This is a genomic window from Sporolactobacillus sp. CQH2019, from assembly GCF_028765345.1.
Taxonomy (GTDB): Bacteria; Bacillota; Bacilli; order Bacillales; family Sporolactobacillaceae; genus Sporolactobacillus.
Map to the genome: position 1 here is coordinate 299950 of NZ_JARAJZ010000002.1, position 24273 is coordinate 324222.

General features: G+C 43.4%; 20 protein-coding genes. 7 read left to right on the plus strand and 13 right to left on the minus strand.

Features of this window, described 5'->3' with window-relative positions; translation table 11 throughout:
- Positions 1-169 precede the first annotated feature (169 nt).
- Positions 170-613 (minus strand): outer membrane protein assembly factor BamD, encoded by a 444-nt coding sequence (locus tag OYT88_RS04335; RefSeq protein ID WP_274398174.1) that lies wholly within the window; start codon positions 611-613, stop codon positions 170-172.
- A 135-nt stretch (positions 614-748) separates the two neighbouring features.
- Entirely contained in the window at positions 749-2911 is a 2163-nt protein-coding gene (locus OYT88_RS04340) for a glycosyltransferase-like membrane protein (protein ID WP_274398175.1), read from the minus strand.
- 1300 nt (positions 2912-4211) lie between these two features.
- Here OYT88_RS04340 and OYT88_RS04345 point away from each other — a divergent pair.
- Positions 4212-4916, plus strand: coding sequence for a coiled-coil domain-containing protein (locus tag OYT88_RS04345; protein ID WP_274398176.1), 705 nt, complete (start codon positions 4212-4214; stop codon positions 4914-4916).
- 391 nt (positions 4917-5307) lie between these two features.
- On the opposite strand, the gene OYT88_RS04350 is transcribed toward OYT88_RS04345, so the two are convergent.
- The 6 genes from OYT88_RS04350 to OYT88_RS04375 all read right to left on the minus strand — a co-directional run bounded on the left by OYT88_RS04350 (position 5308) and on the right by OYT88_RS04375 (position 12916).
- Entirely contained in the window at positions 5308-5637 is a 330-nt protein-coding gene (locus tag OYT88_RS04350; protein ID WP_274398177.1) for a hypothetical protein, read from the minus strand.
- 119 nt (positions 5638-5756) lie between these two features.
- The gene (locus OYT88_RS04355; RefSeq protein ID WP_274398178.1) at positions 5757-6968 is read right to left on the minus strand and encodes a threonine synthase; all 1212 of its coding nucleotides are present in this window, start codon (positions 6966-6968) and stop codon (positions 5757-5759) included.
- A 23-nt stretch (positions 6969-6991) separates the two neighbouring features.
- A complete protein-coding gene (locus OYT88_RS04360; RefSeq protein WP_274398179.1) occupies positions 6992-8257 on the minus strand; it encodes a dicarboxylate/amino acid:cation symporter in 1266 nt (421 codons plus the stop codon).
- 1170 nt (positions 8258-9427) lie between these two features.
- Positions 9428-10288: a DNA/RNA non-specific endonuclease gene (locus tag OYT88_RS04365; RefSeq protein WP_274398180.1), complete on the minus strand. Its 861-nt coding sequence runs from the start codon at positions 10286-10288 to the stop codon at positions 9428-9430.
- Positions 10289-10648: 360 nt separating this feature from the next.
- Positions 10649-11578, minus strand: a complete 930-nt coding sequence (locus tag OYT88_RS04370) for an aldo/keto reductase (protein ID WP_274398181.1) — start codon at positions 11576-11578, stop codon at positions 10649-10651.
- A gap of 138 nt (positions 11579-11716) precedes the next feature.
- Complete coding sequence (locus OYT88_RS04375) at positions 11717-12916, minus strand: iron-containing alcohol dehydrogenase (RefSeq protein ID WP_274398182.1); 1200 nt, start codon at positions 12914-12916, stop codon at positions 11717-11719.
- Positions 12917-13040: 124 nt separating this feature from the next.
- Between OYT88_RS04375 and OYT88_RS04380 the strand changes: the two genes are divergently transcribed.
- Positions 13041-13385: a winged helix-turn-helix transcriptional regulator gene (locus tag OYT88_RS04380; RefSeq protein WP_274398183.1), complete on the plus strand. Its 345-nt coding sequence runs from the start codon at positions 13041-13043 to the stop codon at positions 13383-13385.
- Between the two features lie 353 nt (positions 13386-13738).
- On the opposite strand, the gene OYT88_RS04385 is transcribed toward OYT88_RS04380, so the two are convergent.
- Positions 13739-14086, minus strand: a complete 348-nt coding sequence (locus OYT88_RS04385) for a winged helix-turn-helix transcriptional regulator (RefSeq protein WP_274398304.1) — start codon at positions 14084-14086, stop codon at positions 13739-13741.
- Between the two features lie 157 nt (positions 14087-14243).
- Here OYT88_RS04385 and OYT88_RS04390 point away from each other — a divergent pair, with 157 nt between their 5' ends.
- Positions 14244-15269 (plus strand): zinc-binding alcohol dehydrogenase family protein, encoded by a 1026-nt coding sequence (locus tag OYT88_RS04390; RefSeq protein ID WP_274398184.1) that lies wholly within the window; start codon positions 14244-14246, stop codon positions 15267-15269.
- A 452-nt stretch (positions 15270-15721) separates the two neighbouring features.
- Here OYT88_RS04390 and OYT88_RS04395 read toward each other — a convergent pair whose 3' ends face one another.
- On the minus strand, positions 15722-16912 hold the full coding sequence (locus OYT88_RS04395) for an MFS transporter (RefSeq protein WP_274398185.1): 1191 nt from the start codon (positions 16910-16912) through the stop codon (positions 15722-15724).
- A gap of 153 nt (positions 16913-17065) precedes the next feature.
- Here OYT88_RS04395 and OYT88_RS04400 point away from each other — a divergent pair, with 153 nt between their 5' ends.
- The 3 genes from OYT88_RS04400 to OYT88_RS04410 all read left to right on the plus strand — a co-directional run bounded on the left by OYT88_RS04400 (position 17066) and on the right by OYT88_RS04410 (position 19930).
- Positions 17066-17962 (plus strand): LysR family transcriptional regulator, encoded by an 897-nt coding sequence (locus tag OYT88_RS04400; RefSeq protein ID WP_274398186.1) that lies wholly within the window; start codon positions 17066-17068, stop codon positions 17960-17962.
- A 552-nt stretch (positions 17963-18514) separates the two neighbouring features.
- Complete coding sequence (locus OYT88_RS04405) at positions 18515-19045, plus strand: flavodoxin domain-containing protein (protein ID WP_274398187.1); 531 nt, start codon at positions 18515-18517, stop codon at positions 19043-19045.
- Between the two features lie 546 nt (positions 19046-19591).
- Complete coding sequence (locus tag OYT88_RS04410; protein ID WP_274398305.1) at positions 19592-19930, plus strand: hypothetical protein; 339 nt, start codon at positions 19592-19594, stop codon at positions 19928-19930.
- A gap of 16 nt (positions 19931-19946) precedes the next feature.
- Here OYT88_RS04410 and OYT88_RS04415 read toward each other — a convergent pair whose 3' ends face one another.
- Positions 19947-20147: a hypothetical protein gene (locus OYT88_RS04415; protein WP_274398188.1), complete on the minus strand. Its 201-nt coding sequence runs from the start codon at positions 20145-20147 to the stop codon at positions 19947-19949.
- Between the two features lie 550 nt (positions 20148-20697).
- Between OYT88_RS04415 and OYT88_RS04420 the strand changes: the two genes are divergently transcribed.
- Entirely contained in the window at positions 20698-21003 is a 306-nt protein-coding gene (locus OYT88_RS04420; RefSeq protein ID WP_274398189.1) for a hypothetical protein, read from the plus strand.
- Positions 21004-21437: 434 nt separating this feature from the next.
- Here the strand turns inward: OYT88_RS04420 and hemH are convergent, their stop codons facing one another.
- Both hemH and OYT88_RS04430 read right to left on the minus strand, forming a co-directional pair.
- Positions 21438-22406: a ferrochelatase gene (gene hemH / locus OYT88_RS04425; RefSeq protein WP_274398190.1), complete on the minus strand. Its 969-nt coding sequence runs from the start codon at positions 22404-22406 to the stop codon at positions 21438-21440.
- Between the two features lie 465 nt (positions 22407-22871).
- Positions 22872-24176 carry a macrolide family glycosyltransferase gene (locus OYT88_RS04430; RefSeq protein WP_274398191.1) on the minus strand — a complete coding sequence of 435 codons (1305 nt, stop codon included), beginning with the start codon at positions 24174-24176 and terminating at the stop codon, positions 22872-22874.
- Between the last annotated feature and the right edge of the window lie 97 nt (positions 24177-24273).

The window sequence follows — 24273 nt, forward strand, 5'->3', positions numbered from 1 at the left end:
GTTTCATTTCAGTTTCTTCGATATTCTTTAGACATGTCTTCTTCCTGAAGTGAATCAGCAATCTTTTCAATCTAAAATCTCCTGTCCATTTCTGAACAGGAGATGATTTTATCTAAAGAATCGGAATGATGCATTTAAAATGAACGATGATCCGACTTTCCTGCTGCTGTCAGCTTCCCAGCTCATTCGCATATGGCTGAGTATTTCCCGAAAGGATATGCAGAACTTTGCTGCCCATCACAACGATGCGCTTGTTGACCGTATTGTTTTGATCCTTCATCTCCAATAAAGCAACAAACTCGTCGCCCTTTTGACCTTTGATATTCTTTCCCTTAATGACGCTGACCGCATGGAATTGCTGCCGAAATCCGCCCACGGAGATTTTTTCCTTTAATCCTTTTATTGATGTTCGGGCTGCAAATTGATCAATCGCCTTGTATTGTTTGGATTTATTGCCGCTGTACAGGCCTTCTGTAAAATCGACCGCTGTTTTTTCTTGCGCCGTCAGTTTATTGGCCGGAATGCTTTTGACTTCCCGGACGGACTGGCTGCCGCAGGCTGCTAAAGAAAGCAAGAGTACGATGCCGCACAGGACGGCCAAGATTTTTTTCATAAAAAGGATCCCCCCTCTTTTTCTTTCATTAAACTTTCGCAGCCTTGTTTAAAATTGTGGCGTTCGGTGAATAACCGTAAATGTCGGATTAAAGAACTTTCCTCCTGAAAATTGGTCAGCTGGATTCACCATTTTTTACGAACAAATGCTTTTAACCTTTCTTTTTTTGTCTCTCGGCGTCGTATAAACATAGAAAATCAGCATCAGAACGGGCAGCAAAAATAACAGGTAATAGCTTTCGGTACTCAGATAAGGTTTTTTCTGAATGCTGTATACCTGGAATTTCAGTACCGCATTCTTAATGACTGAACCGTTTTCCATGAAATAGCCGCCGGAATAGATGCTTCCCCGGTCATAACCGTTCCCATACAACGATAAATCAAGCCTGGCGTTGCCAGTGCCGCTGACTTGCCGGACAGTGATCTGATCCTCCGTCTTTGATTGCCTTGTCTTTACTGTCGAGAAGATTAAATTGTGCTGCGGTTTCGCCTGCGCACTTGTAAAATTCTCAGAAAATAAACGCCGATGATTGCTCAGATCCGTGACGGAAAAATTGTAGATACCCTTCCCCTGTCTGTCGCGGATATTCATAGACACATGGGTAAACGGCCCGGTTGCCCGAAAAGTCTGACGGATTGTGTGATGTGTGTCGACAAAAGCACTCTGCAGCCCCGCCGTTGCTTCCTGATCGACAATGTATTGCTTTTGCACCGTTCGATTTTGCGTATAACCCGGCAGATTGATCCAGGCGCAGACGATGACTCCCGCCAGCAGAACCCCGGAAAGCGACAGCTCGATCAATCTCCCTTTTGATATCTTTCCGGCCCGGGAATTCGCCATTTTATGAATTCTAAGCAGCAATTCGTCAAAACCGAAGACGGCGCCAAGGAGCATGAACGGAGTGAAGAGCAAACTGTACCGCGGCTCCGCCTCCCAGAGAAAAGTATAAAAGAGAAAGTTCCCGAACAGACAGATCTGGATCAGGAGATTCAGGCGGATCCGCTTCGTCCTCAGGTAATTCATAACTGAAAAGATCAACAAGAAAATGGTAACCACATAAAAAATTTGAATGACATAGAGTATCAGCCGATTCTGATGGCCGAAAAGATATTGATAGGCCGTCGTCGGATTGGCAGAGATCCGGGTATAGAAATCGTATTCTTTCGCCCCCATCCCCCATGTCCCGCCGATCTTCATTACCCAGAGATAAAGGAGGCCCGATACATTTTTCCGAGCCATTCTTGCTTTGATCTGATTTAGATCTGCCTTTATTTTGGCCTGCCGTGTCGGCTGCTGAAACGTCAGGTTGAAATCCGCACTCGTATATTCTCCATAGCGGGATAATCCGATCATGATCCAGTGTGCTGAAGGCATGGCCAAAGAAGGGTCCGGAATGTAGCCGAGATGCCGATTATAAGCCTGGACAGAATAACATGCTCCGGCCATCATAACGGCAACCACGATCAGATTGATCAACACTTTCTTCGGTTTAAGGACAAACAGCATATAAATCACGAGAGCGGGCAGAAACAGAATAACATTCGGCCGGATCTCATAACCGATGCCGAGAAACAATCCCAATAAAACAAGGAACCTGATCTTTCCGGAGCGATGATATAAATACCAGAGATAGAGGAGCACGGCGGGGAACATCAGTGCCATCGTATCCGTATAAAAGTAAGTGATATAAAGAAAAAGCGGGAAACAGGTCATTGCCATCAGCAGGTAAAGATTAGCCATCTTCTCATCGAACAGGCGCAGAACAAGCTTCCAGGAAAAATAGATACTGATATTTAATACAACAGCACAGGCTGTCTGATCAATAATCGTATAGTCGGAAATATGAACGATCGAAAGCAGACGATAAAGCCAGTACCTGAGCACAGTGATCGGTATGTTGTTCGGATAGATTTTAAAATAAACATCTCCCGATGCGTGGCCGTGCGCCAGCAGATAGAGGGCTTCTCCATATGTATGGCCTCCGTCAATGTTCGGCGGAAGGATTGAATGAAAAAAGATAATCATCGCCAGTTCCATTAACCCGATCGCCGCGCTGAGACAGATCGTCACGATTCTCAATCCGGAACGAGTTAATTTTGAAAAAATACGGTAGACGGCTACAAAAAACAAAAGGACAATCGTCGAGAAAAGCACTAGTGAGAGCGACATACTGAAAATATGCTGGTAACTTTTAATTAACAGCCGATATAAGAGGCTGATCAACAGAATGATAGAAAAACAAATGGCAAAAATAATACTGAAAAGTGAAAGAATCCCCTGTTTGAATCGTAAAATCATGTCCACGTCCTCACTTCGCCATACAACATATGGCTGGTACGAATGCTCACTGCGCATCGATATAATCTTTCGCACAGAATTTCGAAAACGTGAATAAATAAATGATCGTGGCTGCGTCTTTTATTTCTCCGTCCGCCTTTGCTGAAAGAAATCAAATATACCTATACGGATAGATAAAAGCCGGACTCATGAAGCAGCCGAGAAAATCAACCGAAAGTGGGCCTGCCAAAAGCAATAAAACCAAATTAAATATTGATGGACAAGAGGCGGATGAGATGAGATAATCAATGAACAGATTAAGAATAAGCTGTCGAATGATCAAATTCCGGTTTGAATAATTTGTTCACTGAATGATGAGAAAAGATATTTTACATCGGCGAATAAAGCGTTCATGGACCCAGTGCCGATTCGTTTTTGCTCGTTCACTGATCTTCTTAGCTGTATCTGCGCAAATGCCGTCCGGCGATTCATTGAAAAACTTTCAATTGAAACCCCCTTCTTTTTTGTCCCATAATTTTTCTGCTATTTTGTTAAAAGCACATTCACCTTTGCTCCGACAGTAAACGAAAGGGCAGCCTTCATCTTAAAAAATGGCCAAATCGTTCAAATATTCTGCGTTGGTAGTGCCTCTTGATCTATTTATAAAGTACCTTTTGATAAAAGAACAGACCGATGAAACATCGCAGAAATGATCCGGCACATGTAACTCTTTCGCCGATGCCACATAAGTTTCTTTCTGTACGTAAATGAACATTTTTAAATTATTAACGACTCAGCAGATTTTTCGTGAGACAACTTTTTCCTTTATCTGACTCAGTGCCTGATTTTCTCAAGATTCAGAACTTCCACTTGCTACTCCCTCAGCGTTATTCCGCTGTGTAAACATATATAGTATTTTTTTAATTTAGCAGACAACGTAAAAATGTTAAAATTAAGGAGATGATTTTTATGGGAGTATTTCTAATGAAACAATTCCTTGATCATTATTGAAAAAATGATACGAGTCAAGAAATCCGGGACAACAAGAAGCGGCTTTCTGATCCGCTATTACAGATTTTCAGCGCTTTCCTGATTATGAGATTGGAAGATAAAAGAAAATCATGATTTAATTGTCAAATTGAGTAATGGCGCCGCTCCAGATTATCTATTAACGACTGGGTTCATCAGTCATACTATGAAGGGCTTCTTCTACAATTGGGATCATGCTTTACGAGTTATACGATTCAAAGAATCCCTTTCGATTAAAACAAGAAAAAGGAAATCGCAATGATCAATCATTTAAAATAAGGAGATGAGGTAAATGAACGAAGAACTATTAATAAAAATCACAGAAAAGCTGGACGGGCTGGGAAAAGAATTCGCTGAACTTAGGAATGAGAACAAAAGGCGGTTTGATAATGTAGATCAGCAATTCAGCACAATCGATAAGCGGTTTGATGATGCTGATCAGCGATTCACTGCGATCGGTCAACGGTTTGATGATGTTGATCAGCGATTCACTGCGATCGATCAGCGGTTTGATGATGTTGATCAGCGATTCACTGCGATCGATCAGCGGTTTGATGATGTTGATCAGCGATTCACTGCGATCGATCAACGGTTTGATGATGCTGATCAGCGATTCACTGCGATCGGTCAACGGTTTGATGATGTTGATCAGCGATTCACTGCGATCGATCAGCGGTTTGATGATGTTGATCAGCGATTCACTGCGATCGATCAACGGTTTGATGATGTTGATCAGCGATTCACTGCGATCGATCAACGGTTTGATGATGTTGATCAGCAAATGGAACGGATCGATCAGAAAATTAATCATATTACTGAACAAGTCGCTAAAAACTCTGTTCAATTAACTGAACACGGTGAGAAATTGACTCCACTTTCCAAAGCTCGGAATGTGCTGATTGCCGGACAGCAAAAACAGGATAAGCTATTGCAGACGTTGGCCATGCGTTCACTTGAACAGGAATCCGATATCCGAGATTTAAAACGGATTAAATGAGCGGCAACGCCTGACAAATTGCAGCTTAAAAATTAATTAACGCCCTTAATTAGTATAGGATTATTTATCTATCACATATCACATTTTTTCATTCTATCCGGGTTTATAGACTGCTCGTGCAGATCACACCGACCGAAGAGCCATTCATATGACTCTTACAGGCCGGAACTTATGTGAAGTTTCAATTCTCATAGGTAAGAGCTCAACGAATAAGTATCGTTATTCCACTAAGGACACTTCCGGCATCCTTTATTATGAAGCTTGTCTAAGGCAGATCGATATCGATAAAGCAAAATAGATGAACCCTTTTTCATGGCCAAGAGCGACCCATTTTCAATGAAAAAAAGCAATCACCTGTCAGCAGACAGAGGATCACTCATTTTTCCCCTCGTTAAGCCTTAATGTCAATTCCTCCGGTAAAATTATTGCCGGACGAACTGTTTTGACTGCTTAAAACCTGAGAATGCTGATTCTCAGCTAGTTGCTGCTGTTGCTGTAATCTGTTCTTGATCGTTTGTATCGCCTGTTGAATCTTTTGAATCTGTTGTGAATTGCCATTGCTGTCCTGTAACTGCAACATCTGATTTGTCAATTGTTTCTCTTGATTAGCCAGAACCGTAGGATCGCTCGATGTAATAGTCGTTGAGATAGTCGATGAATTTTGAGAACTCGCTAAGCTGACCGCTTGACTGACTTGTCCATTTACCGCGGATACGCTCATGTACAAACATCTCCATTTATATTGAAATAACACTTGTCTAATTAAAAATAAAACATTTCAAACATACTGTCAATTATCCTTTTAAGCCGTATTCTTATACCACAGTCATGAATTGTGTCTTATTTTATTTGAAGATGTTCATTTAGGTCAATTATAGGTGCCTGAGGAACAAATGATTCGGGATATTTTATCCCGAGTCCGGTGTTCAGAAAGACAACCGTTTCTCCTTCCTTGATCCATTTCTTTTTTGTTAAGTGCTTCATTGCTGCAAAAGCCGCCGCCCCTTCCGGACAAATAAAACTTCCTTCGAACTCAGCGACTTCACGCTGCGCAGCCGTAATTTCCCGGTCAGAAACCGATAGTGCGTAACCGTCTGTTTTGTATAACGCATCAAGAACTAAGAAATCGCCAAGCGCTTTAGGGACATTGATCCCGAAGGCAATCGTTTTAGAGTGATCCCAAAAACGGCTTTCTGTCTGACCTTTTTCCCACGCCCCGACTATTGGGGCGCATCCTTCTGCTTGTACCGAAACCAAACGGGGAATTTTTTTTATCCAGCCAAGTTCACGCAGCTCAAGCAACCCTTTAAAAATACCGATTATACCAACACCGCCGCCCGTAGGATAGAGGATGACATCCGGTACTTCCCAGCGCAGTTGCTCGAGTATTTCATAAATCATTGTTTTTTTCCCTTCAATTCGGTAAGGCTCCTTTAAAGTAGAAGCATCGTAGAAACCGTAGTCGGAAATCAGCTGAGCGGCTATTTTCCCGGCATCGCTGATCACTCCGCGGACCAGGTATAGATTTCCGCCCGATATTTCAACCTCCTCCCGGGTTATTTTCGGTGCATCCACCGGCATGATAATATAAGAATGAATCCCCGCCCGCGCCGAATACAATGCCCATGCTGCACCCGCATTGCCATTAGTCGGCAGAACAATATTCCTGACCCCAAGTTCTTTTGCTTTGGATACGCCTACGGAGGCTCCTCTTGCTTTAAAAGATCCGGTTGGTATGATTCCTTCATCTTTCATCAGAAGGTTAATAGAGAATCGCTCTCCGAGACGGCTTAACGGAACAAGCGGTGTACTTCCTTCTCCTAAAGAAACGATATTTCTTTCTTCCTTAATTGGAAGCACTTCATGATATCGCCACAAAGTGTTTGGCCTCGTCAACAAATCGGCTTTATTCCAATTCTTTTTTAATAAGCGAAGATCATAATGAACAAGCAGCGGAAAGCCATCGACAGACAAATGATGAACTTCATTCAGCAAATATTTTTCATCTGCATTCTTCGAACTGATCAGACGGTCTGCATAACTAAACGGCATTTTAATCATCATTCTCCTTCTCTTTATTTTCCTTCAATACTCATTTGTGATTGTCCAGTATCCGGAAGATAATTAAACTCTTTCTCGGATTTAGCAACAATGACAGCTGCTAATGCATTGCCAATGACATTTAATGAAGATCTTCCCATATTGACAAAGAAGTCAACGGCCATTAACAGAGCCACCCCCTGAGCAGGCAGCCCCAATTGATGCGATGCCGCTAAAAGAACGACGACAACTGCTGAAGGAACTGCGGCAATACCCTTGGTCAGAATGGCTAAAAACAATATGATTGTGATGATTTGGCCCAGTCCCAGGGCAAGATGGTAAACATTTGCGATGAAAACAACAGCCAGACTGATATAGATAGAGGCACCGTCCAGATTAAAGGAATAGCCAAGCGGGATGACAAAAGAAGTGATCGAACGTGAAAGGCCGAATTTCTGCAGGCGTTCTATGACTGAGGGCATCACCACTCCGGAGCTGCCCGTAGTAAATGTCAACAAGAGAAGGTCGGCAATCCTTTTTAATAATTCAATATAGGGGACACGAAAAATCAGGCTAATGATCGGGAATATAATCAGCGCGGTCACAAGAAATGCAAGATATGCGATGAAAACAAATTGTCCTAAAGCAATCAGGTTTCCTAACCCATACTTGGCAACGTCATAAGACAGAAAGCCAAAAACACCGATCGGAGCAAAGGAAATAGCATATTGAACAAGTTTAAACATGGCCTGAGACCAAGATTCAAAGAAATCAATGACCGGACGGGCTTTTTCTCCTATTGCAACCAATGAGAAGCCCAGGAAGGCCGCGAAGAAAATAATGGATAATAGATTCCCCGAAGCAAGACTGCTGACGATATTCGTAGGTATGATATCCAGAAGAAATGTTTTAAAGTCGATGCTGCGTGCGATTCCGCTCAAAGACGCGGTGCTGACATGGCCGGCACTGAAATTGCTGCCGATAGACAATGCTTTTCCAAGTATGATCCCTAAAACAATTAAAAAGGTCGTCACCACCTCAAAATATATGATTGCCTTCGTTGCAATGATTCCAAATTTTTTTGCATTGTTAATCCTGATAATTCCAAGTACAATCAATGGAAAGACGAGGGGAACGATGACCATTTGTATTAAATTGAGAAATGCCGTCCCCAATATTTGTAATTGAATGCCCCAGGTTTTATTCAAATAACCGACCAGAATACCCAAAACCAATCCAATGACAACTTGTATCGTCAGACTCACATGTTTTCTCGGCTTTTCCCGCAAAGTTTTTCCCACTGGCTACCACTCCTCAAATCCATAATATTCTGTTACAGTAAATTTTTTCTTAAAAACAAATGAAAGATTCTTTGTCGTTCGTAATAGTTTTTTTACTTTTCATTTGTTTTAATAGGATCAGTAACAAGTGGAACCTATCAATTTGTATCAGATTCTCATCTTTTATAAAGGACCAGAAAAAAGAGATGATAAAAATGCCTTCTTGAAAGATCACATCGGCATCATCCTGTTTCCTGCCTCTCTGCCGGAACGAACTTTCCCCGTTATACCGACTGTCGGATTCCATTGAACCAGTCCCTCCGCCGTTTCTTATCAGGAGTCTCTTAATCTTGTACTGAAATTGGAAGTAATCGGCTTTGCAAAAACATGTCCGCTCCCGTATCCCGGATGCGTCCGGAATTGTACCAATCATTAGCTAAAATTATAATTCATACTAAAAACATGTCAATAATTATGTTTAGAACAACATAGAACTTTAACTTTTTTTCTACAAAAATAAAAGGGATCGCCAGGATTGATTACAGAAAGCACCGCATTTGGAGAACAACCGTCGGCTGTTCCCCTTCAGAATTTTGAGCACGACTCTGGCAAACCCTCATTTCATGGATCTGCTTGAACAGATACTTATTCCGTGTTTAATTTTTGAGTTCATTATCAGCCATGCGCTCACTGGCCCGGTTTCGTTCGGAAGCCTTCACTTTGCCGGCCGGCCTTTTAATTTTTTCTCGCTCATATCTGCATCACTCTGACCTCCATTCAGGCAAAAGAAAAAGCACCGCACGGGTGCAAAAAAATATTCATGTTTTTCCAAAATAAATAGTCATAAATCTCCTCGCATCAAAATATACCGGTAACAAGGGGGTGGATGAACATGAACAAGGTATTTATTGCCTTTTCAGGCTTTTTGTTTTTTCTCGTTTCCTTCCTTGCTCTGATCATTGCGCTGATCAAATAGCAGGCTTTTTATTCACCTGGTACTGCCCATACCGGGTGTTTTTTTTCACGCTTTATATCTATACACAACCGCATTCAAAAATGACAACGATCAGTCAATCTTCACAATAAATTCTCACTTCCTGAGAATTGTCCTGAGTTTTTCGCAGAGCGAAAGGCATCTCCGGATATAACGATAAGCAGCTGATTCATTGCCAAAGTCTTCAGGCATATATTCTAGTTATTAGCATGCGGTGCATCGGCCTTCGGAACCGTCATGCTTCGATCCACCCGCGATGTACCGTTTGCATAATTAAACTGAAAGCCGGGTTGAACGTTGAAGATGAATACATTGAAGTTTAACGATCGATCAGTTGAAACGGCTTGCAATTGCACACCTTTGGCCATTAAATCATTTCCATTGAAGATGGCCTGTGCCTGATAGATGACTTTTTTCCCTTGCTTCAATGCTTCCCGCACTTTACTTTCGTAAATGGTTTGAATCTCCTGATTGGAGAATGCAGTCTGCGTGAACAGGTTCTTCGGGTTATTCTGATCCCCTGACTGCAAATCAGGGTTATATTGTCCCGTGTAGGCAATCCCCTTCGACAATGAGTAGGCGATTAAATGACCGCGGTTGAGGATCGCTTCACCGTTGGAAAACTTCTGATGCCAGCCGCTCGGCTTGACAATCTGGCGTACCCTCAGCGTGTCGCCGGCCAGGTTGCGCTCTTCAAGATAGCCTGTATTCGGCTGTGATGTTCGGTTGAGTGAGTCAAGGTTGCTGTAGATAACTTTATTTCCTTTCCAATCTGCCGGATTGAGCGTGGATTGATTGTTGTTTACTGTAATCACAACGCTGCTTCCGGAGCGATACGACAGAGATGCAAGGTTTGACGAAGTGGACGGACCACGATCCGGCAGGGCTGAGTTAATGCCTGAAACCGCCTGTTGAATTCCGTTTGTAACGTTGCCGATCATGTTTTTTACGCTATCGGAGGCATTGCTTGCAGTGGATGCTCCCTCAAAATTAAATTTTCCGAGACCGAACCCTGCAAGGACAAAAACAATGGCAACGACGGCAATGAATTTTTTCAATCTCTTTCTCCTTTTTCTCTTTTTTATAAATAAATAGTATCGTTTGCACCTAATCTTTTATAGTCATCAGCAGGCTCAACGTTTCAAAATATCAGACTTCCGATCAATCAATACCCTTGTCAGTCATTAGAATAACTTTGCCGGCCAGCCGCTGTCCAGTGTATTCATTCAAATAGAAAAAAATAATCCGCTTCATATGCCATTACAGTGGCAAGAAGCGGATCATTCAGAGAATTTCAGCTCGTATATTAACTGATGTTAAAACGGGCAAGATGATATTAGATATCGGCAACTCCAAAAATATTGTTCTTAAAAGATATCTTTCTTGTTAGTGATACAGCGGGCAGATCGGATCCTTTATCAAGGAAGTTTGTTCCCTGCGGCCAGATATATTTCGTACCATTCTTGACGGGTGAGCGTGATATCTGCTCCTGCTGCAGACTGAGCCACACGTTTGAGATTGGTCGTTCCCAGGATGACCTGCATTTCTGCCGGATGGCGCAGAATCCATGCGACGGCAATCGCATTGTTTGTCACATCGTATTTTGCTGCCAGTTGGTTGATTTTTTTATTCAATTCCGGGAATTTGTCATTATCGAGAAAGACGCCTTCAAAGAAACCGAATTGGAAGGGCGACCAGGCTTGAATCTTCATATCGTGCAGCCGGCTGTAGTTAAGAATGCCGCCATCGCGATCGGAAGACGCAGCAGCCGTCATATTGACGTTAATTCCCTGATCGACCATTCCGGTGAACATGATGCTGAATTGTAATTGATTGATTTCCAGAGGCTGCTTAACGGCCTTTTTCAGCAGCTCGATCTGTGACGGATTCTGGTTGCTGACACCGAAATGCAGCACCTTGCCTTCCTGATGCAGCCGATCAAATGCTTCAGCGACTTCCTCCGGTTCCATTAACGCATCCGGACGATGCAGCAGCAAATAATCGAGATGATCGGTCTGCAGCCGTTTTAGACTGGCATTAACGGTTTCCAGCAGATGATCCTTTGAAAAATCATAATACGTATATTCCGGTCCGTGGATAATGCCGCACTTGGTCTGCAAGACAATCTTATCGCGCAAATCTTTACGTTTTCCCAGCACTTGTCCGAATAATTCTTCACAAACACCCTGACTGTAACAATCCGCATGATCGAAAAAATTGATTCCATTTTCGATATCCGTGTCAATCAAGCGTTCCACTGCTTCTTCAGACAGATCCTTGATGCGCATGCAGCCTTGAACAACCGCCGAAACCTGTCTCTTATCCGATCCAATCGTTCTTTGTTTCATAATCATTTTTCCTCCTCACAATCATTGTCTTAGCTCACAAATAACTAACTTAATGTATTCCGGCAAAATGCGGAAGCCGTCAACCCGGCAGCATTTTAAGGGCCGCTGTCCAGTATTTCCGCATAAATCTTAAAAAGATCACCTGTAAGCCCCACTGATGATGGCAGCTGTCTGTTCGTCCGATAATTGATAACGGTCCATTTCAAACAGGCCTCCCATTGTTGCCTTGGAATTTTTAACCAATTCAGGTATTTCGTCTTTAAGAATGCCATAGTCCGACATTTTAAGCTGATCCACACCGCAGCTCTTCTGAAGATTTTTTAAGGCCTGCACAAAAGCCATCGGCCGCTCGTTCTCTGAATACGCATTCAGGTCGGCTCCGGCAGCTTTTGCCATCGTCGTATAACGATCGGGCACTTTTTCAGCAAAGAAAGTGTGAAATGACTCAGATAACATGATCAGCCCGGCTCCGTGGGGCAGCTCAGGGTGAAAAGCACTGAGGGCGTGTTCCATAGAATGTTCGGACGTGCAGCTGGATAAAGACTCTACATATCCGGAAAGTGTATTCGCCAGCGCAATTTGAGTCCTGGCCTCAATATTATCTCCTTGATTAACCGCCTGAGCAAGGTTGCCGAAAATTAACTCAATGCTTTTTAAAGCAAATAAGTCGCTGACTGGATTAGCAATCGTGGCAATATAGCCTTCCGCCGCATGAAAGAGTGCATCAAATCCCTGATAAGCTGTCAGCTTTGGGGGAACAGAAACCATCAATTCAGGATCGACGATAGACAATGTTGGAAAAGTGTCCGGAATGCCGAATCCTATTTTTTCATTCGTCTCTTCGTTTGTTATCACTGTCCAGGGATCGGCTTCGGTTCCGGTTCCCGCTGTCGTTGTAATCGCAACAATCGGCAGCACTCCCCGTTTAACCGGTTTCCCCCTGCCCGATCCGCCGGTCACATAATCCCAATAGTCGCCGGGATTTTTAGCCATGACTGCTATACTCTTTGCTGAATCAATGCTGCTCCCTCCGCCAAGGCCAATAACGAAATCGCAGTGCTCTTCTTTTGCCAGAGCCGCCCCTTCCATAACATGTGATTTAATCGGATTAGGAAGAATCTTATCAAAAACGGCACTTTCAACATGATTGGCTTTTAACAGTGAAATAACCTTTTCAAGATAGCCGTACTTGCGCATCGATTTTCCCTTTGAAATAACAATCAATGCCTTGTGACCGGGCAATTCTATCCGCGACAGTTCTGCCAGCTTTCCCGCCCCAAACAGGATTTTAGACGGGATAAAATAATCGAAACGCGTCATTTCTTCATCACCTTTCAATATTAGCCGTCCTTGCAAAGCAGTATTATTGTAACATTATTGATATACTACTTGAAGTAGTTACATATATGTCATATAGTTACACTAAAGAAACTCTTAAATCATACTGGGAGGTTCAGTGATTGTGGAATCTGAAAAAATAGTGAATGACGTTGAAGCGGAATGTCCGCCTGACGTGGAATGCTCGATTGAGAAAACACTTGAGGTTCTTGACGGGAAGTGGACTTTTCTGATCATCAAGAATCTCTTCGATGGGGTTAAACGATTCGGGGAGCTAAGAAAGTCTCTTGAAGGAGTCAGTCCAAAAACGCTGTCCTTGCGTTTAAAACAACTGGAAAATCAGCAAGTGATTACAAGGACGGCCTATGCAACCATTCCCCCCACGGTTGAATATGCGCTGACCGAAAAAGGAAAGAGCTTAAAGCCCATTATACGTGCGATGAAATTATGGGGAGCAGAATGGAGATAATTTGCAGAAACTCTGTTATGACAGGCTGACGCAGCCAGCCTTATTTTCAATACATCCCTGCGTTTCGGCGCAGGGATGTTTTATTCAGGAAAGACCTATGAACAAATAGTTGGCAGTTTTTCGGAGCTTCTTTATGAAGCACGGACAGACCAAAAGCGCGATCAGGTAGATCTGTCATCATCCAGCAGCGAATCGAAGATCTGCCTGACTATATAAGGCTGCCAGCCCGTATTTTCGGTCAAAAAATTTTCCCGCTTTTACTATACTTATTGATAACGGTCAGAATCATCATCCGGCGGCCGCGCTTTCAAATCACCTTGTCCATTTTTGACCGGCTTGAACGGCTGCTTTGCTTATTTACTGAACTGTTTACTTTTTATAGTGCGAATTTCATCCTGATGACGCTTGCCCCATTGGCGTATGGATAAAATGACCGGAGATAGTGTACTGCCGAAATCGGTCAGAGAGTATTCGACTTTCGGTGGAACAACAGGATATACTTCACGATGAATGACGCCGTCTTCTTCCAATTCTCTTAATTGAAGCGTAAGCATTCGCTGTGTTACATCGGGAATCAAACGTCTGAGTTCATTGAAACGGAGCGGCCTACTCTGCAAATGATAAAGGATGACGCCCTTCCATTTTCCTCCGATGACCGATAGGGTCACTTCAACGGGACAGGCGCGGTCCAAAAAATCCATATAGCTGTCAAAATCCTTTTCATATTTTTTCAAAGTGTGTTCTCCATTAACAGTATATTTTTTAATACTATAGCACAATAATGTGCGTACTTACAATTATATGCCCCTTATATTAAAGTGGGTGTGGATAGAGAGGATGAGAAAAGGAGCGGGTACGATGACAAGAATGAATGCGGTTGGTTTCTACAAAAATCTGCCGGCCAGCGATCCGGAGAGCTTAGTGGATGTGACTGTGTCTAAACCGGTGGCAAAAGGACACGATTTGCTCGTACAGATTAAGGCCATTTCTATTAATCCTGTCGATACGAAAGTAAGAATGACAAAGCGTCAGGTAGAGACGATGCCAAAGATTCCCGGATATGATGCGGCCGGTATCGTTGAAGCAGTGGGTGATGCTGTGACATTATTCAAGCCCGGAGATAAAGTTTATTACGCCGGCACACTCGATCGCCCGGGCAGCTGTGCAGACTATCAGCTGGTGGAAGAAAAAATTGCCGGACATATGCCTGAACAGCTTGGCTTTTCTGAGGCGGCCGCCCTGCCTTTGACAACAATCACTGCATGGGAAGCGATGGCTGACCGGGCCGGAATCACGCCGGAAAAAGATGCCAATCAGGGCAAGTCCATCTTGATTATTAATGCGGCCGGAGGGGTCGGCTCGGTTGCGACTCAGCTTGCGAAGTACTTCGGACTGACGGTGATCGGCACTGCATCTCGGCCTGAGACGGCAACGTGGGCTAAAGCACACGGCGCTGAATTCACCATCAATCATCATCATGAATTTCTTCCCCAGCTTCAAACAGCAGGATTTGCGGATGGCGTTGACTATATTCTGTGTCTGCATTCGACAGATCTTCATTGGGTGAATATGGCCCAAACAATTAAACCGCAGGGCCATATCGTGTCCATTGTTGAAAATGAGCACCCTCTCGATTTAGGATTATTAAAAAGCAAGAGCGTTTCGTTCTCATGGGAATTTATGTTTACTCGACCTGTCTGTCAAACTCCGGATCGCATCAGACAGCATAAATTACTGGAGGCGGCGGCACAGCTGGTCGGACAGGGAGTGCTCCGCCCCACGCTTAATAAACAACTGAAGGGTATCAATGCAGCGACGGTTCGTTTGGCGCATCAAATTGTTGAAACGAACCGCATGATTGGAAAACTTGTGATTGATGTTTGAACGCATCTAAGTAATCAACCAGCAAAAACCGGCACTCCATAAGGAAGTGCCGGTTTTGCTGTGCACCTGGCATGGATGACAGCCGGATGGATGCCATTTGAACCTTAACCCATAAATGCAGCCCACTGGCGGAAAACGGTTTTTCCTTGCCGGAGTTCCAACAGGGAAGAAGCAGACGCCGGCTATCCACCCATATAGGGTGGGATCTGAAAACAAGAAGCATCCGCAGCGGCTGTCCACACCTCGTACCCGTGGTCTTTCAGCTTTGTCCCGGTGACCGTTTCGTGCAGCGGATCAATAAGTTCATGACCAAGCGTCGTCCGGCCGGTTTCTTTACAGAATGTGTTCCGATCTCTTTGCGGCGTACCGGCTGCCGGCAATAATACCGGAAAACGGCCAATCAGAAGATGCCCACCGCAGAGATGATTCTGCTCCAGCAGGCGTTACCGATCCTAACTATGCAGATCCGCCTTTTCAGGAGATTTTCCGTATAAGAAAAAATAGGGAACGATGCAGGCAAGGACGACCAGAGCCATACATATATATAAACCTCTATATCCGATCGACGGCACTAACAGGCCAAGAAAATAGGGACCGATTCCCATGCCTCCTTCAAGAATGCTGTAAAAAGTCGACGTTGCAACGCCAGTTCGGTGCGGCAGCGCAACTTTTACTGCGATCGTCTGGGCACTTGAGAGAAAAGTTCCGAAACCGCACCCGACAAAGGCAGCTGCAAGCAGAAGAACTGCACTCTGGTGAGCCAGACTGATAATCGAAAGTCCGATGGCAAACAGAATAAAGCACGGATACATCACTGAATTTTCTCCTCTTTGGTCAAAGAGTTTCCCGGCGGCCGGTCTGGAAAGCAGGAGAAAAATGGCATAGACCGCAAAAAAGAAATTGCCTGCGGCAGCCAGGCCGGATTGCCGTGCAAATGGATCGATAAAGCTGACGATACTTGCATAGCAGATGCCGACAAACAGACTAATACCTGAGATAGGAAAGGCTTTGATCTCAAAAAAGTTGCCTAACTTGAATTTTCTCATGTCTGCCAGTTGTTCCCGGCTTACATTGACTTCAGGTATTTTCAGAAAAAGCATGGCAATCCCGCTGATGGCAATCACTAAGAAGCAGATAACAATAATCATGTTGAAATGGCCCCGCTGATTAAGATACATTCCTGCAAGAGGTCCGATCGCCGAGGCGATTGTAGAACTAAATGCAATAAAGTACCCGATGCCCTCCCCGCGGCGTTCCTTTGGCACAATATCGGCAATAAAAGTCTGCGCGGAGGTGGCAGAAATACCGAATCCAATCCCATGCAATATTCGCACAAAATACAGAAACGCGAGGCTGGTGACTCCGAAATATAAAAGAGTCGTCAGAAGGAAAAAAATCAGCCCGATAAAAAGGATCTTTCCGCGCCCGACCCGCTCGATCAATCGCCCCGTAAAGATTCGTGCGATCAGCGATCCAACGATAAATATGCTGGATGCAAGCCCGGCCTCGCTCGGCGTCGCGTGCAGAGTATCCATTGCATAAGGCGCAATGATAACCAGCAGCAGATAAAAGACAATATAAATAAAGAAATTTGCGATCGTATCAATCAGAAAATCTTTGTTTAACAGACCCGGTCTCTCCATTATGCTTTTCTCCTTTTTCGATTCAACTGAGTAACCTGCTTACAATTTAATATAAGTCATTTTTATATTATATTATTGATTGATTATGATTAATAATATATAATTTTTCATGTTATTATGGCTTCAATGCCATGTTAAGAAAGGTGAATAGCCATGCAATTACGGCAATTGGAATATTTTCAAGTGGTTGCACATTTGGAAAATATGACACGGGCTGCAGAGGAACTGCATGTTGCCCAGTCCTCTCTGAGCAAGATGATGTCCCGCCTCGAAGAAGAGGTCGGCGTTCCTCTGTTCGAACGGTACGGGAGAAAAAGATTCCGTCTTAATCGATCCGGAAGACGTTTTTCAGAACGCATCCGGCAAAGTTTCACGGAATTAGAACAGGGATTGCGCGAAGCGAAGGATATTGCAGGTATCGAAGAAGGCCGTGTGATTATCGGTGCCACGACCTCCCGGATGCTTCCAAAATTATTTGAACACTATTTAGCTCAGCATCCACGTGTCAAATTTCGGCTTTATCAGATGACTCAGCAATCGGAAATTCAGGAGCAGCTTTTGGATGGCACTATTGACCTGTGCCTGTCTTCTTTACCGATTCAACAGACTAAAATACACTGTGAACCCCTGATAGACGAAGAGATTTTTTTAGCCCTGCCTCCGGGACATCGTCTAAGCGGAAGAAGCGGAATTCAACTGGCGGAGGTTGCAAATGAACCGTTTATTCACTTAACTTCGGAATGCGGACTTCGCGAAATAACAAACGAATTTTGTCGGCAGGCCGGATTCAGCCCCAATATTGCCTTTGAAAGCAATACTGCCGAAGTCATATGCAGCCTTGTGAAAGCGGGGCTTGGAAATGCGTTTATTCCCGAATATTGGTGGAACGGGCCCAACACAGAGTCTCTGGAGAGACTTCACATCAGCAATCCTGTCTGCCGACGGACAATCTGGCTTTCCTGGGTTAAAGATCGTTATCTTTCAGCAGCAACCCGGGACTTTAAAACGTACCTGATTTCAGAACTGAAACCTATCCGAAACAGGAAATAATGTACAGGTACGAAAAGTTAATCATCGGCAAAATTTTTCCCGGAGCGTCTTATGCCCGCAATTTATTAACCCGGATTCGTTTTTGACACTGTTTCTTAAATTCCGCCCCAATGACTAATCGGACATGAGCCAAAACTGAAGAATTTATGCGGTCATGGATCGCAGGCCATGGGGCATTATGCAATAAGTTGCCCGTCAGTCGGGGCACCTTATTACATCTCATTCTCTTCATTCCTATCAAAACATACATTTTACTTTTCAACGCAAAAGGATCGTATGTATATAATATTTGATAGGGGATTTAAAGCCAATAATACCTGACAATCGCAAATATTCCGAAAGGGATCAAGATCCTGATTATCCAAACGCTTCTCCTCCCACTTTTCACTTTCCCATTACCAATCACTTTCATATTGCTGTTTACTCACGGCGAACGGATTAACCGTTATATTTTTTATCGCATCGCGATCTCTCCGTATGGTAAAATATTATCATAACTATAGCTCGGGAGGAATCTGAGCTTTTTTAACAAATGAAAGGAGAATGAACATCATGAGCCATGTCGCCGTTGTTTATCAAACGCAATACGGTGCAACCCAGAGATATGCACAATGGATCTCTGAAGCGCTTCATTCCGACCTTTATAAGCTGTCAGATGTAAATGCTCAGGTTTTAAGAAAATACTCGACGATAATCTTCGGAGGTGCCATATATGCGAGCGGAATCATGGGTTCAAAACAAATTTCGACCTATTTCTCTGACTTACCGGATACAAAGTTAATTGTGTTTACAGTAGGTTTATCCAATCCGAAAACAACTAATTATCAAAGCATCATTAATAAAAATTTTAACGGCGCGCTTCAAAAATCAATATCCTTTTTCCACCTGCGCGGTGCTATCGATTATAAGAAGCTGAATTTTCTCCACCGAATCATGATGTTTGCCTTAAAAAACAAAGTAAAAAAATCTGCCCATACATCTCCTGAAACCTCTCTGTTTTTGGAGACCTACGGGAAAAAGATTGATTTCACTGATAAAGAATCGATAAATCTGCTTGTTCGTCAGGCTGAGAGCCTTATTTAAGCGATGTTTTGCCGTACCACGAATCATCGGACAAAACTGTTCACAACTTCAGGTGATCTGACTTCCGCTTCAATCAATCATCAGTAGCCTTCGTTTCAGTCCGCCCGTATCAAAGGTCTCAAAAGGATCCATCATTTTTCTCCTTCGTCCGGCTGCCTGTTCAATCATTATTACAACATTTACCCGATCAGCGGATACGGCTTTTACCGTCTTGGATGACAGAAGGAATGTCGCCCTGAGCATTCCGGTTGGCAGTTATAGATGCGGAAATGGTTTTGCATAACTCGTCGTCCGGTTCATTCCGCTGATTATTATTGCCCCACTCCAGCATTTATCTCCCATTCCGCCGTAGGCCCTAATTCATTGCCTTCATGCCAAAGGCACCCCGTTCAGAATGTCTTTTTCATCACTCAAAATCTCTTTTTTTCCCAACCGTCACGGCTTCTTGTGTGAATATCTCGTCCTTTAGGCGTTAGCCGTTAATCAAAGGCAAATGACTACATACAGTGTCTGTGTTGGCAAAATAAATGAGGAGTGGTAATCTTGATGAACGATAATTTTTACGATCCTTACCGGCCGAATCAAAATCCCAATTTTACAAATCCGACGGGTGCGCCCATGCCCATGCCCATGAATATGTACCCTAATCTCAATGTAAATCCTGTAAATCCTGTAAATCCTAATCCGGGTATTAACACCAATCCATCAATGAGTACAAAAAACCTGAAGGAAAAAGTGATGTCCGCACTCAGACCGCTGATGCCTTCTATGCATAAAACGATGGCCATCGCTTACCTCATGGGTATGGGATACACCTATAATCACGCCAAAAGGACTGTCGAATCGTGGAGCTCAGCTAAAATGCCTTCGCGCGAAACCTATTAAAAAGTATTTCTCGTCCTTAGAGTGCCCTTTTTCTGAGCACTCTTTTTATCGCTTTCTGTTTCGTGTGTCCAGATCGTGCTTCTGCGGCCTTTTCCATCGTAAGATTGTATTCCAAATCTGTGACCATTTTAGAACCGGTCACTGCAAAATACATTTGTTGGGGAAGAACATCCCCAAAATACAAAGCAACAGTATCTCTAAATTCATAAGTTATCATGATTACCGCAACTCCGTCTCTCTTTCAGAATATCGCTCATTGAATCTCCTCCCGGCACAATTTCTACGCTGATTATTATACGGTGCATCTTCTGCACAGCTAATAGGTTTCGTTTATTTTTTACACAATTACTTATATGTGCAAACTCTTCACTTATAATAAATTTAGATTATGGCAAACAGCCGGGAAGTTTAAGAGAATCAAGAAATTTGTCGCAGCAGGATCGGGCTGACAGACTAAAAATCAATCGTTCAGCTAATGCATGATACAAATTAAGTTAAACAGAATCTGACTATCAAGTCTTGAGAAATATGGCTGATTTTTCAATGCTTCTTTCGATTATATTTTCGGCAGGACAGGTATTCCAAGCAAGGCTAGTAATAGCAAGGATATTGAGGAACCGGCGAAAGATCCGGACTTCATGATCGCCTATAAGTAATATCGCGGAAACCTTGAAGAGGCAAGAAGGATGCTTAGATTTCTTAAGCCGACAGAACAAGACGAACGAAGGAGGAAAAAGAAGTAAAATTCATTTATGGGGATGAAATCTATGGCTGATGAATTATTAAAACAGATTGTGGAAGAATTGCATGGCCTGAGAAAAGAATTATCCGACTTTCGCTCAGAGACAAAAGAACACTTAGATCAGTATGACAAAAAACTGGATCGGCACGAGCAAAAGCTCAATGCGGTTTACGAACAGGTCGCCAAAAACTCGGTAGACATTGCACAGATAAAAACCGATCAGCATGCGCTTGTTGTTGGTCAGGCCAAGCAGGACAAAATATTACAGATGTTGGCAACACGATCGCTTGAACAGGAAGCTGACATTATCAGTCTAAAAAAAGCAAAATGAAAACTTGTATCTTTGTCATCGGCCATCCGTATGACAAAGATACGCTCTCTGGAGAAAACTATTGCAGCGAGTAAAAATCATACACCGGAATTTATGGTCAGCTTAATGGGTGTTAAGCTGGTCGGTTTCCGCTACTGATATGACAATAACGTATGGATTGTTGCCTGTAACCGGGGCATCAGATGTTGTATTTCCTTATAATTTATACAATGATGGATGCTCCTTGTTTTATTCAACCGGAACAGCTAAGCTCAAAAATAATACTCATGGATCAGGAATTTTCTTTTTAGCCGTTAATGCGTTCTGACTTATTTATTGTTCTTGAGAATGATGCATATAATAGATAAATTTTCCCGTGAACGGTCGAACATTTCAATGAATTTTTACGCTATAAATGCAGAAAAAATAAATCCCGTCCCACATGCAGTGGTTTGTCAGACGTCCGAATGAATTCTGCTTCGAACTAATTTCTCCAGGCAGGCGGTAAACGTGCTGCTGTCGTTGAGCGCCGGGATATAGTGGAAAGATTCACCGCCGGCTTTTTTGAATGCAGCCGCATTCTCAATCGCCAGTTCATACAGCGTTTCCACGCAATCCGAAGTGAACCCGGGAGCCATAACCGCAAGATGCCGGATGCCCTGATGAGCAAGCGAAGTGACGGTCTCCAGTGTATCCGGTTCCAGCCATTTTTCATGACCGAATCGCGACTGGTAGCTTTGTATGATTTTCAGGTCAGATAATCTTTTCTGAAGCGCGCCGGTCGTCGCCAGGCAGTGCTGTGCATAGGGATCGCCTGAATCGGCATATTGCTGCGGGATCCCGTGATAGGAGAGAAGCAGGCAGTCCGGCTTGCCGTTTTGCCTGATTTCCGTCTGAATGCGTTCTGTCAATGCTTCGATATACAGCGGATGCGTCGCGTAATTGGTAATAAAACTTAATTCCGGCAGATCCGGCCATCCGGCAAGGACGTTTGCGCAGCCATCCCATACGGATGCAACAGTTGTCGAAGAATATTGCGGATAAAGCGGCAGAATAATAAGATGGCGGACGCCCCATCGGTGCAGTTGTTCGAGTTCGCCCCGGAGAGCGGGCGATCCGTAACTCATTCCCAGAGCGACTTTTATTTTGTCCGCTGCCAGTCTTTTTTGCAAACCGCTTCGCTGTATCAGGCAGTTCATCAGAAGCGGCGAACCTTCGCTTGTCCAAATCTGACGATAAAGAGCCGCCGTTTTTCGGGGCCGGACGCGCAGAATAATCCCGTGCAGAATCGGCAGCCATTTCCAGCGGGGCAGATCAATGACGCGGCGGTCGCTCAAGAATTCAGACAAATATCTGCGAACGGCAGCAGGCGTCGGCGCGCCGGGGGTTCCCAGATTAACAAGCAGTACAGCGGTTTTCAACATGAGTCTCTTCTCCATTAGATTCAGGATACAGTCTAAGCTTAGCAAAATTACAGGAATCGTCAATAGTGACTTTAAATTGTATCCCTGGAAAAAGCAATGGAGAAAATCCGGAGACAGGGTCAGGGCAATGCGAAGAGGGCCTGAAAACAGCAGAAGAATTCTCCTATTTCCAGACCCTTTCTCTATATGAACGAGTATTGCCCTACACGATCCGTGTGTGCCATCGCGGATCGTGTGAGTGTGTCAACAGTCCGGGACTGAGAAGCGATGATCAGTTATCAAATCAGGCAATCAAAAAGGAGATGGCCCAAGCGGATCGGCCGGCACGCGCCCGGGGCTGTATCTCACTGTTTAGTTGGGGCTCAAGTCCAGCTGTCAAATCGGGGCCGTCTTATTACTTTTCGGTGCCGCTCACCACGTTTGGCTGTTTCTACTCTACATGCTGCTGCTTCCAGAAGAATAATGCTAACAATCTATCCCCCTTCTTTCCTTAAATGCGAATATTTCTTTTACTGCATATTTGTATCCGCCAGCCTTCTTAAACGAATGACTTATTTTTTTGATATTCTCCAGATAGCTTGGATCTGCCTGAACTTTCTCAACAGCATCTCTCAATGTTTCCGGTGTGACCTTATCCTTATCAAGAGAGATCGCGGCTCCAAGTTCTGACACCCTTGCTGCCTGATATGGCTGATCTGCTCCGATTGGTATTGCAACAAACGGTATGCCGTTATATATCAGGTCGCTCATACTGTTCATTCCAGCATGGGTTATAGCAACAGCCGTATATTTTAAAATTTTTGATTGAGGAACATAATTTCTAACTATGAAATTCTTCGGGATATTAAACTTTGAAATGTCCATATTATATGCGGTCATAACTACGACAACATCGGTATCAGCAAATGTCTTGAAAAATATATCGTAAAGTTTACGGTCCGTGCCATTATATACCGTACCTAATGAGATATATACCACTTTTTCATCCGCTAATTTTTCAAACGGAAAATCGACCTTCTCTTTCCTGTCGTAAATTGACGGGCCAATAAATATAAAACTATTATCGTAATTTTCAGGATGAGGAATAAAATCTTTTGACGTATATGCGATGTTTAAATCACTTTTGATGCCAAACAAATCAAATATATTGGCGGGCGCTTTTACATGATAATTCCTGTACAGTCTATCTGCAAACCCGCTGTATACATCACTGAATAATTCCCTCAATTGATCTCCAAGTGCGATTTTTTTCAGCCGCTGACTTATTGAAACAATTGCTGCAAAAGAAGAGATCGTGGGGATTCCCAGTATTAAAGAGATCCATTTCCCCAGCGGAAATTGAGGACTTACTATCATATAATCAAACTTTTCATCTTCGATTTGTTTCATGATAATTGGTATTGTTTCTTCATTTAATTTAAGCATTTGATCAATATAATTTACCAGGGATTTTCTCATGATTTTATTTTCTGACAGATCACTCGGAAACACATTCAAGGCGGGCTGCATTGAACGTACGTTATGACTCCGCGGAGAATCATTTAATAGTGCCGCACCCAATCCCTTAGAGGCATTACGAAAATTTCTTGGATAGAATTCGGTTTCACCATAGCTTCTAAACGTGGCGCCTGCTCCTTCTATCCTTGTTCTATATTCTTCAGAGCAAAAATAAGCCACCTGTTCCCCTTGCCCTACCAATTCATCAACTAAGCCTATTGTCGGATTAACATGCCCATTATAAGGCTGTATGACAAAAAGAACGTTAGACATATGGATACAGCTCCTCTTTTAAGAAATACACATTTTGTATGAAAACACGCGCGAAAGACTCAGGGCTTTTTAAGATTTGACTTCGTCATACTATTTT

Bases quoted from the DNA above. Each gene is read 5' to 3' on its own strand.
- OYT88_RS04410 (WP_274398305.1), top strand. From the start codon at position 19,592: ATGAACGATAATTTTTACGATCCTTACCGGCCGAATCAAAATCCCAAT.
- OYT88_RS04395 (WP_274398185.1), bottom strand. From the start codon at position 16,912: ATGGAGAGACCGGGTCTGTTAAACAAAGATTTTCTGATTGATACGATC.
- OYT88_RS04415 (WP_274398188.1), bottom strand. From the start codon at position 20,147: ATGATAACTTATGAATTTAGAGATACTGTTGCTTTGTATTTTGGGGAT.
- OYT88_RS04405 (WP_274398187.1), top strand. From the start codon at position 18,515: ATGAGCCATGTCGCCGTTGTTTATCAAACGCAATACGGTGCAACCCAG.
- OYT88_RS04370 (WP_274398181.1), bottom strand. From the start codon at position 11,578: ATGAAACAAAGAACGATTGGATCGGATAAGAGACAGGTTTCGGCGGTT.
- OYT88_RS04335 (WP_274398174.1), bottom strand. From the start codon at position 613: ATGAAAAAAATCTTGGCCGTCCTGTGCGGCATCGTACTCTTGCTTTCT.
- OYT88_RS04355 (WP_274398178.1), bottom strand. From the start codon at position 6,968: ATGCCGTTTAGTTATGCAGACCGTCTGATCAGTTCGAAGAATGCAGAT.
- OYT88_RS04400 (WP_274398186.1), top strand. From the start codon at position 17,066: ATGCAATTACGGCAATTGGAATATTTTCAAGTGGTTGCACATTTGGAA.
- OYT88_RS04340 (WP_274398175.1), bottom strand. From the start codon at position 2,911: ATGATTTTACGATTCAAACAGGGGATTCTTTCACTTTTCAGTATTATT.
- OYT88_RS04420 (WP_274398189.1), top strand. From the start codon at position 20,698: ATGGCTGATGAATTATTAAAACAGATTGTGGAAGAATTGCATGGCCTG.
- OYT88_RS04350 (WP_274398177.1), bottom strand. From the start codon at position 5,637: ATGAGCGTATCCGCGGTAAATGGACAAGTCAGTCAAGCGGTCAGCTTA.
- OYT88_RS04390 (WP_274398184.1), top strand. From the start codon at position 14,244: ATGACAAGAATGAATGCGGTTGGTTTCTACAAAAATCTGCCGGCCAGC.
- OYT88_RS04345 (WP_274398176.1), top strand. From the start codon at position 4,212: ATGAACGAAGAACTATTAATAAAAATCACAGAAAAGCTGGACGGGCTG.
- OYT88_RS04430 (WP_274398191.1), bottom strand. From the start codon at position 24,176: ATGTCTAACGTTCTTTTTGTCATACAGCCTTATAATGGGCATGTTAAT.
- OYT88_RS04385 (WP_274398304.1), bottom strand. From the start codon at position 14,086: ATGGATTTTTTGGACCGCGCCTGTCCCGTTGAAGTGACCCTATCGGTC.
- hemH (WP_274398190.1), bottom strand. From the start codon at position 22,406: ATGTTGAAAACCGCTGTACTGCTTGTTAATCTGGGAACCCCCGGCGCG.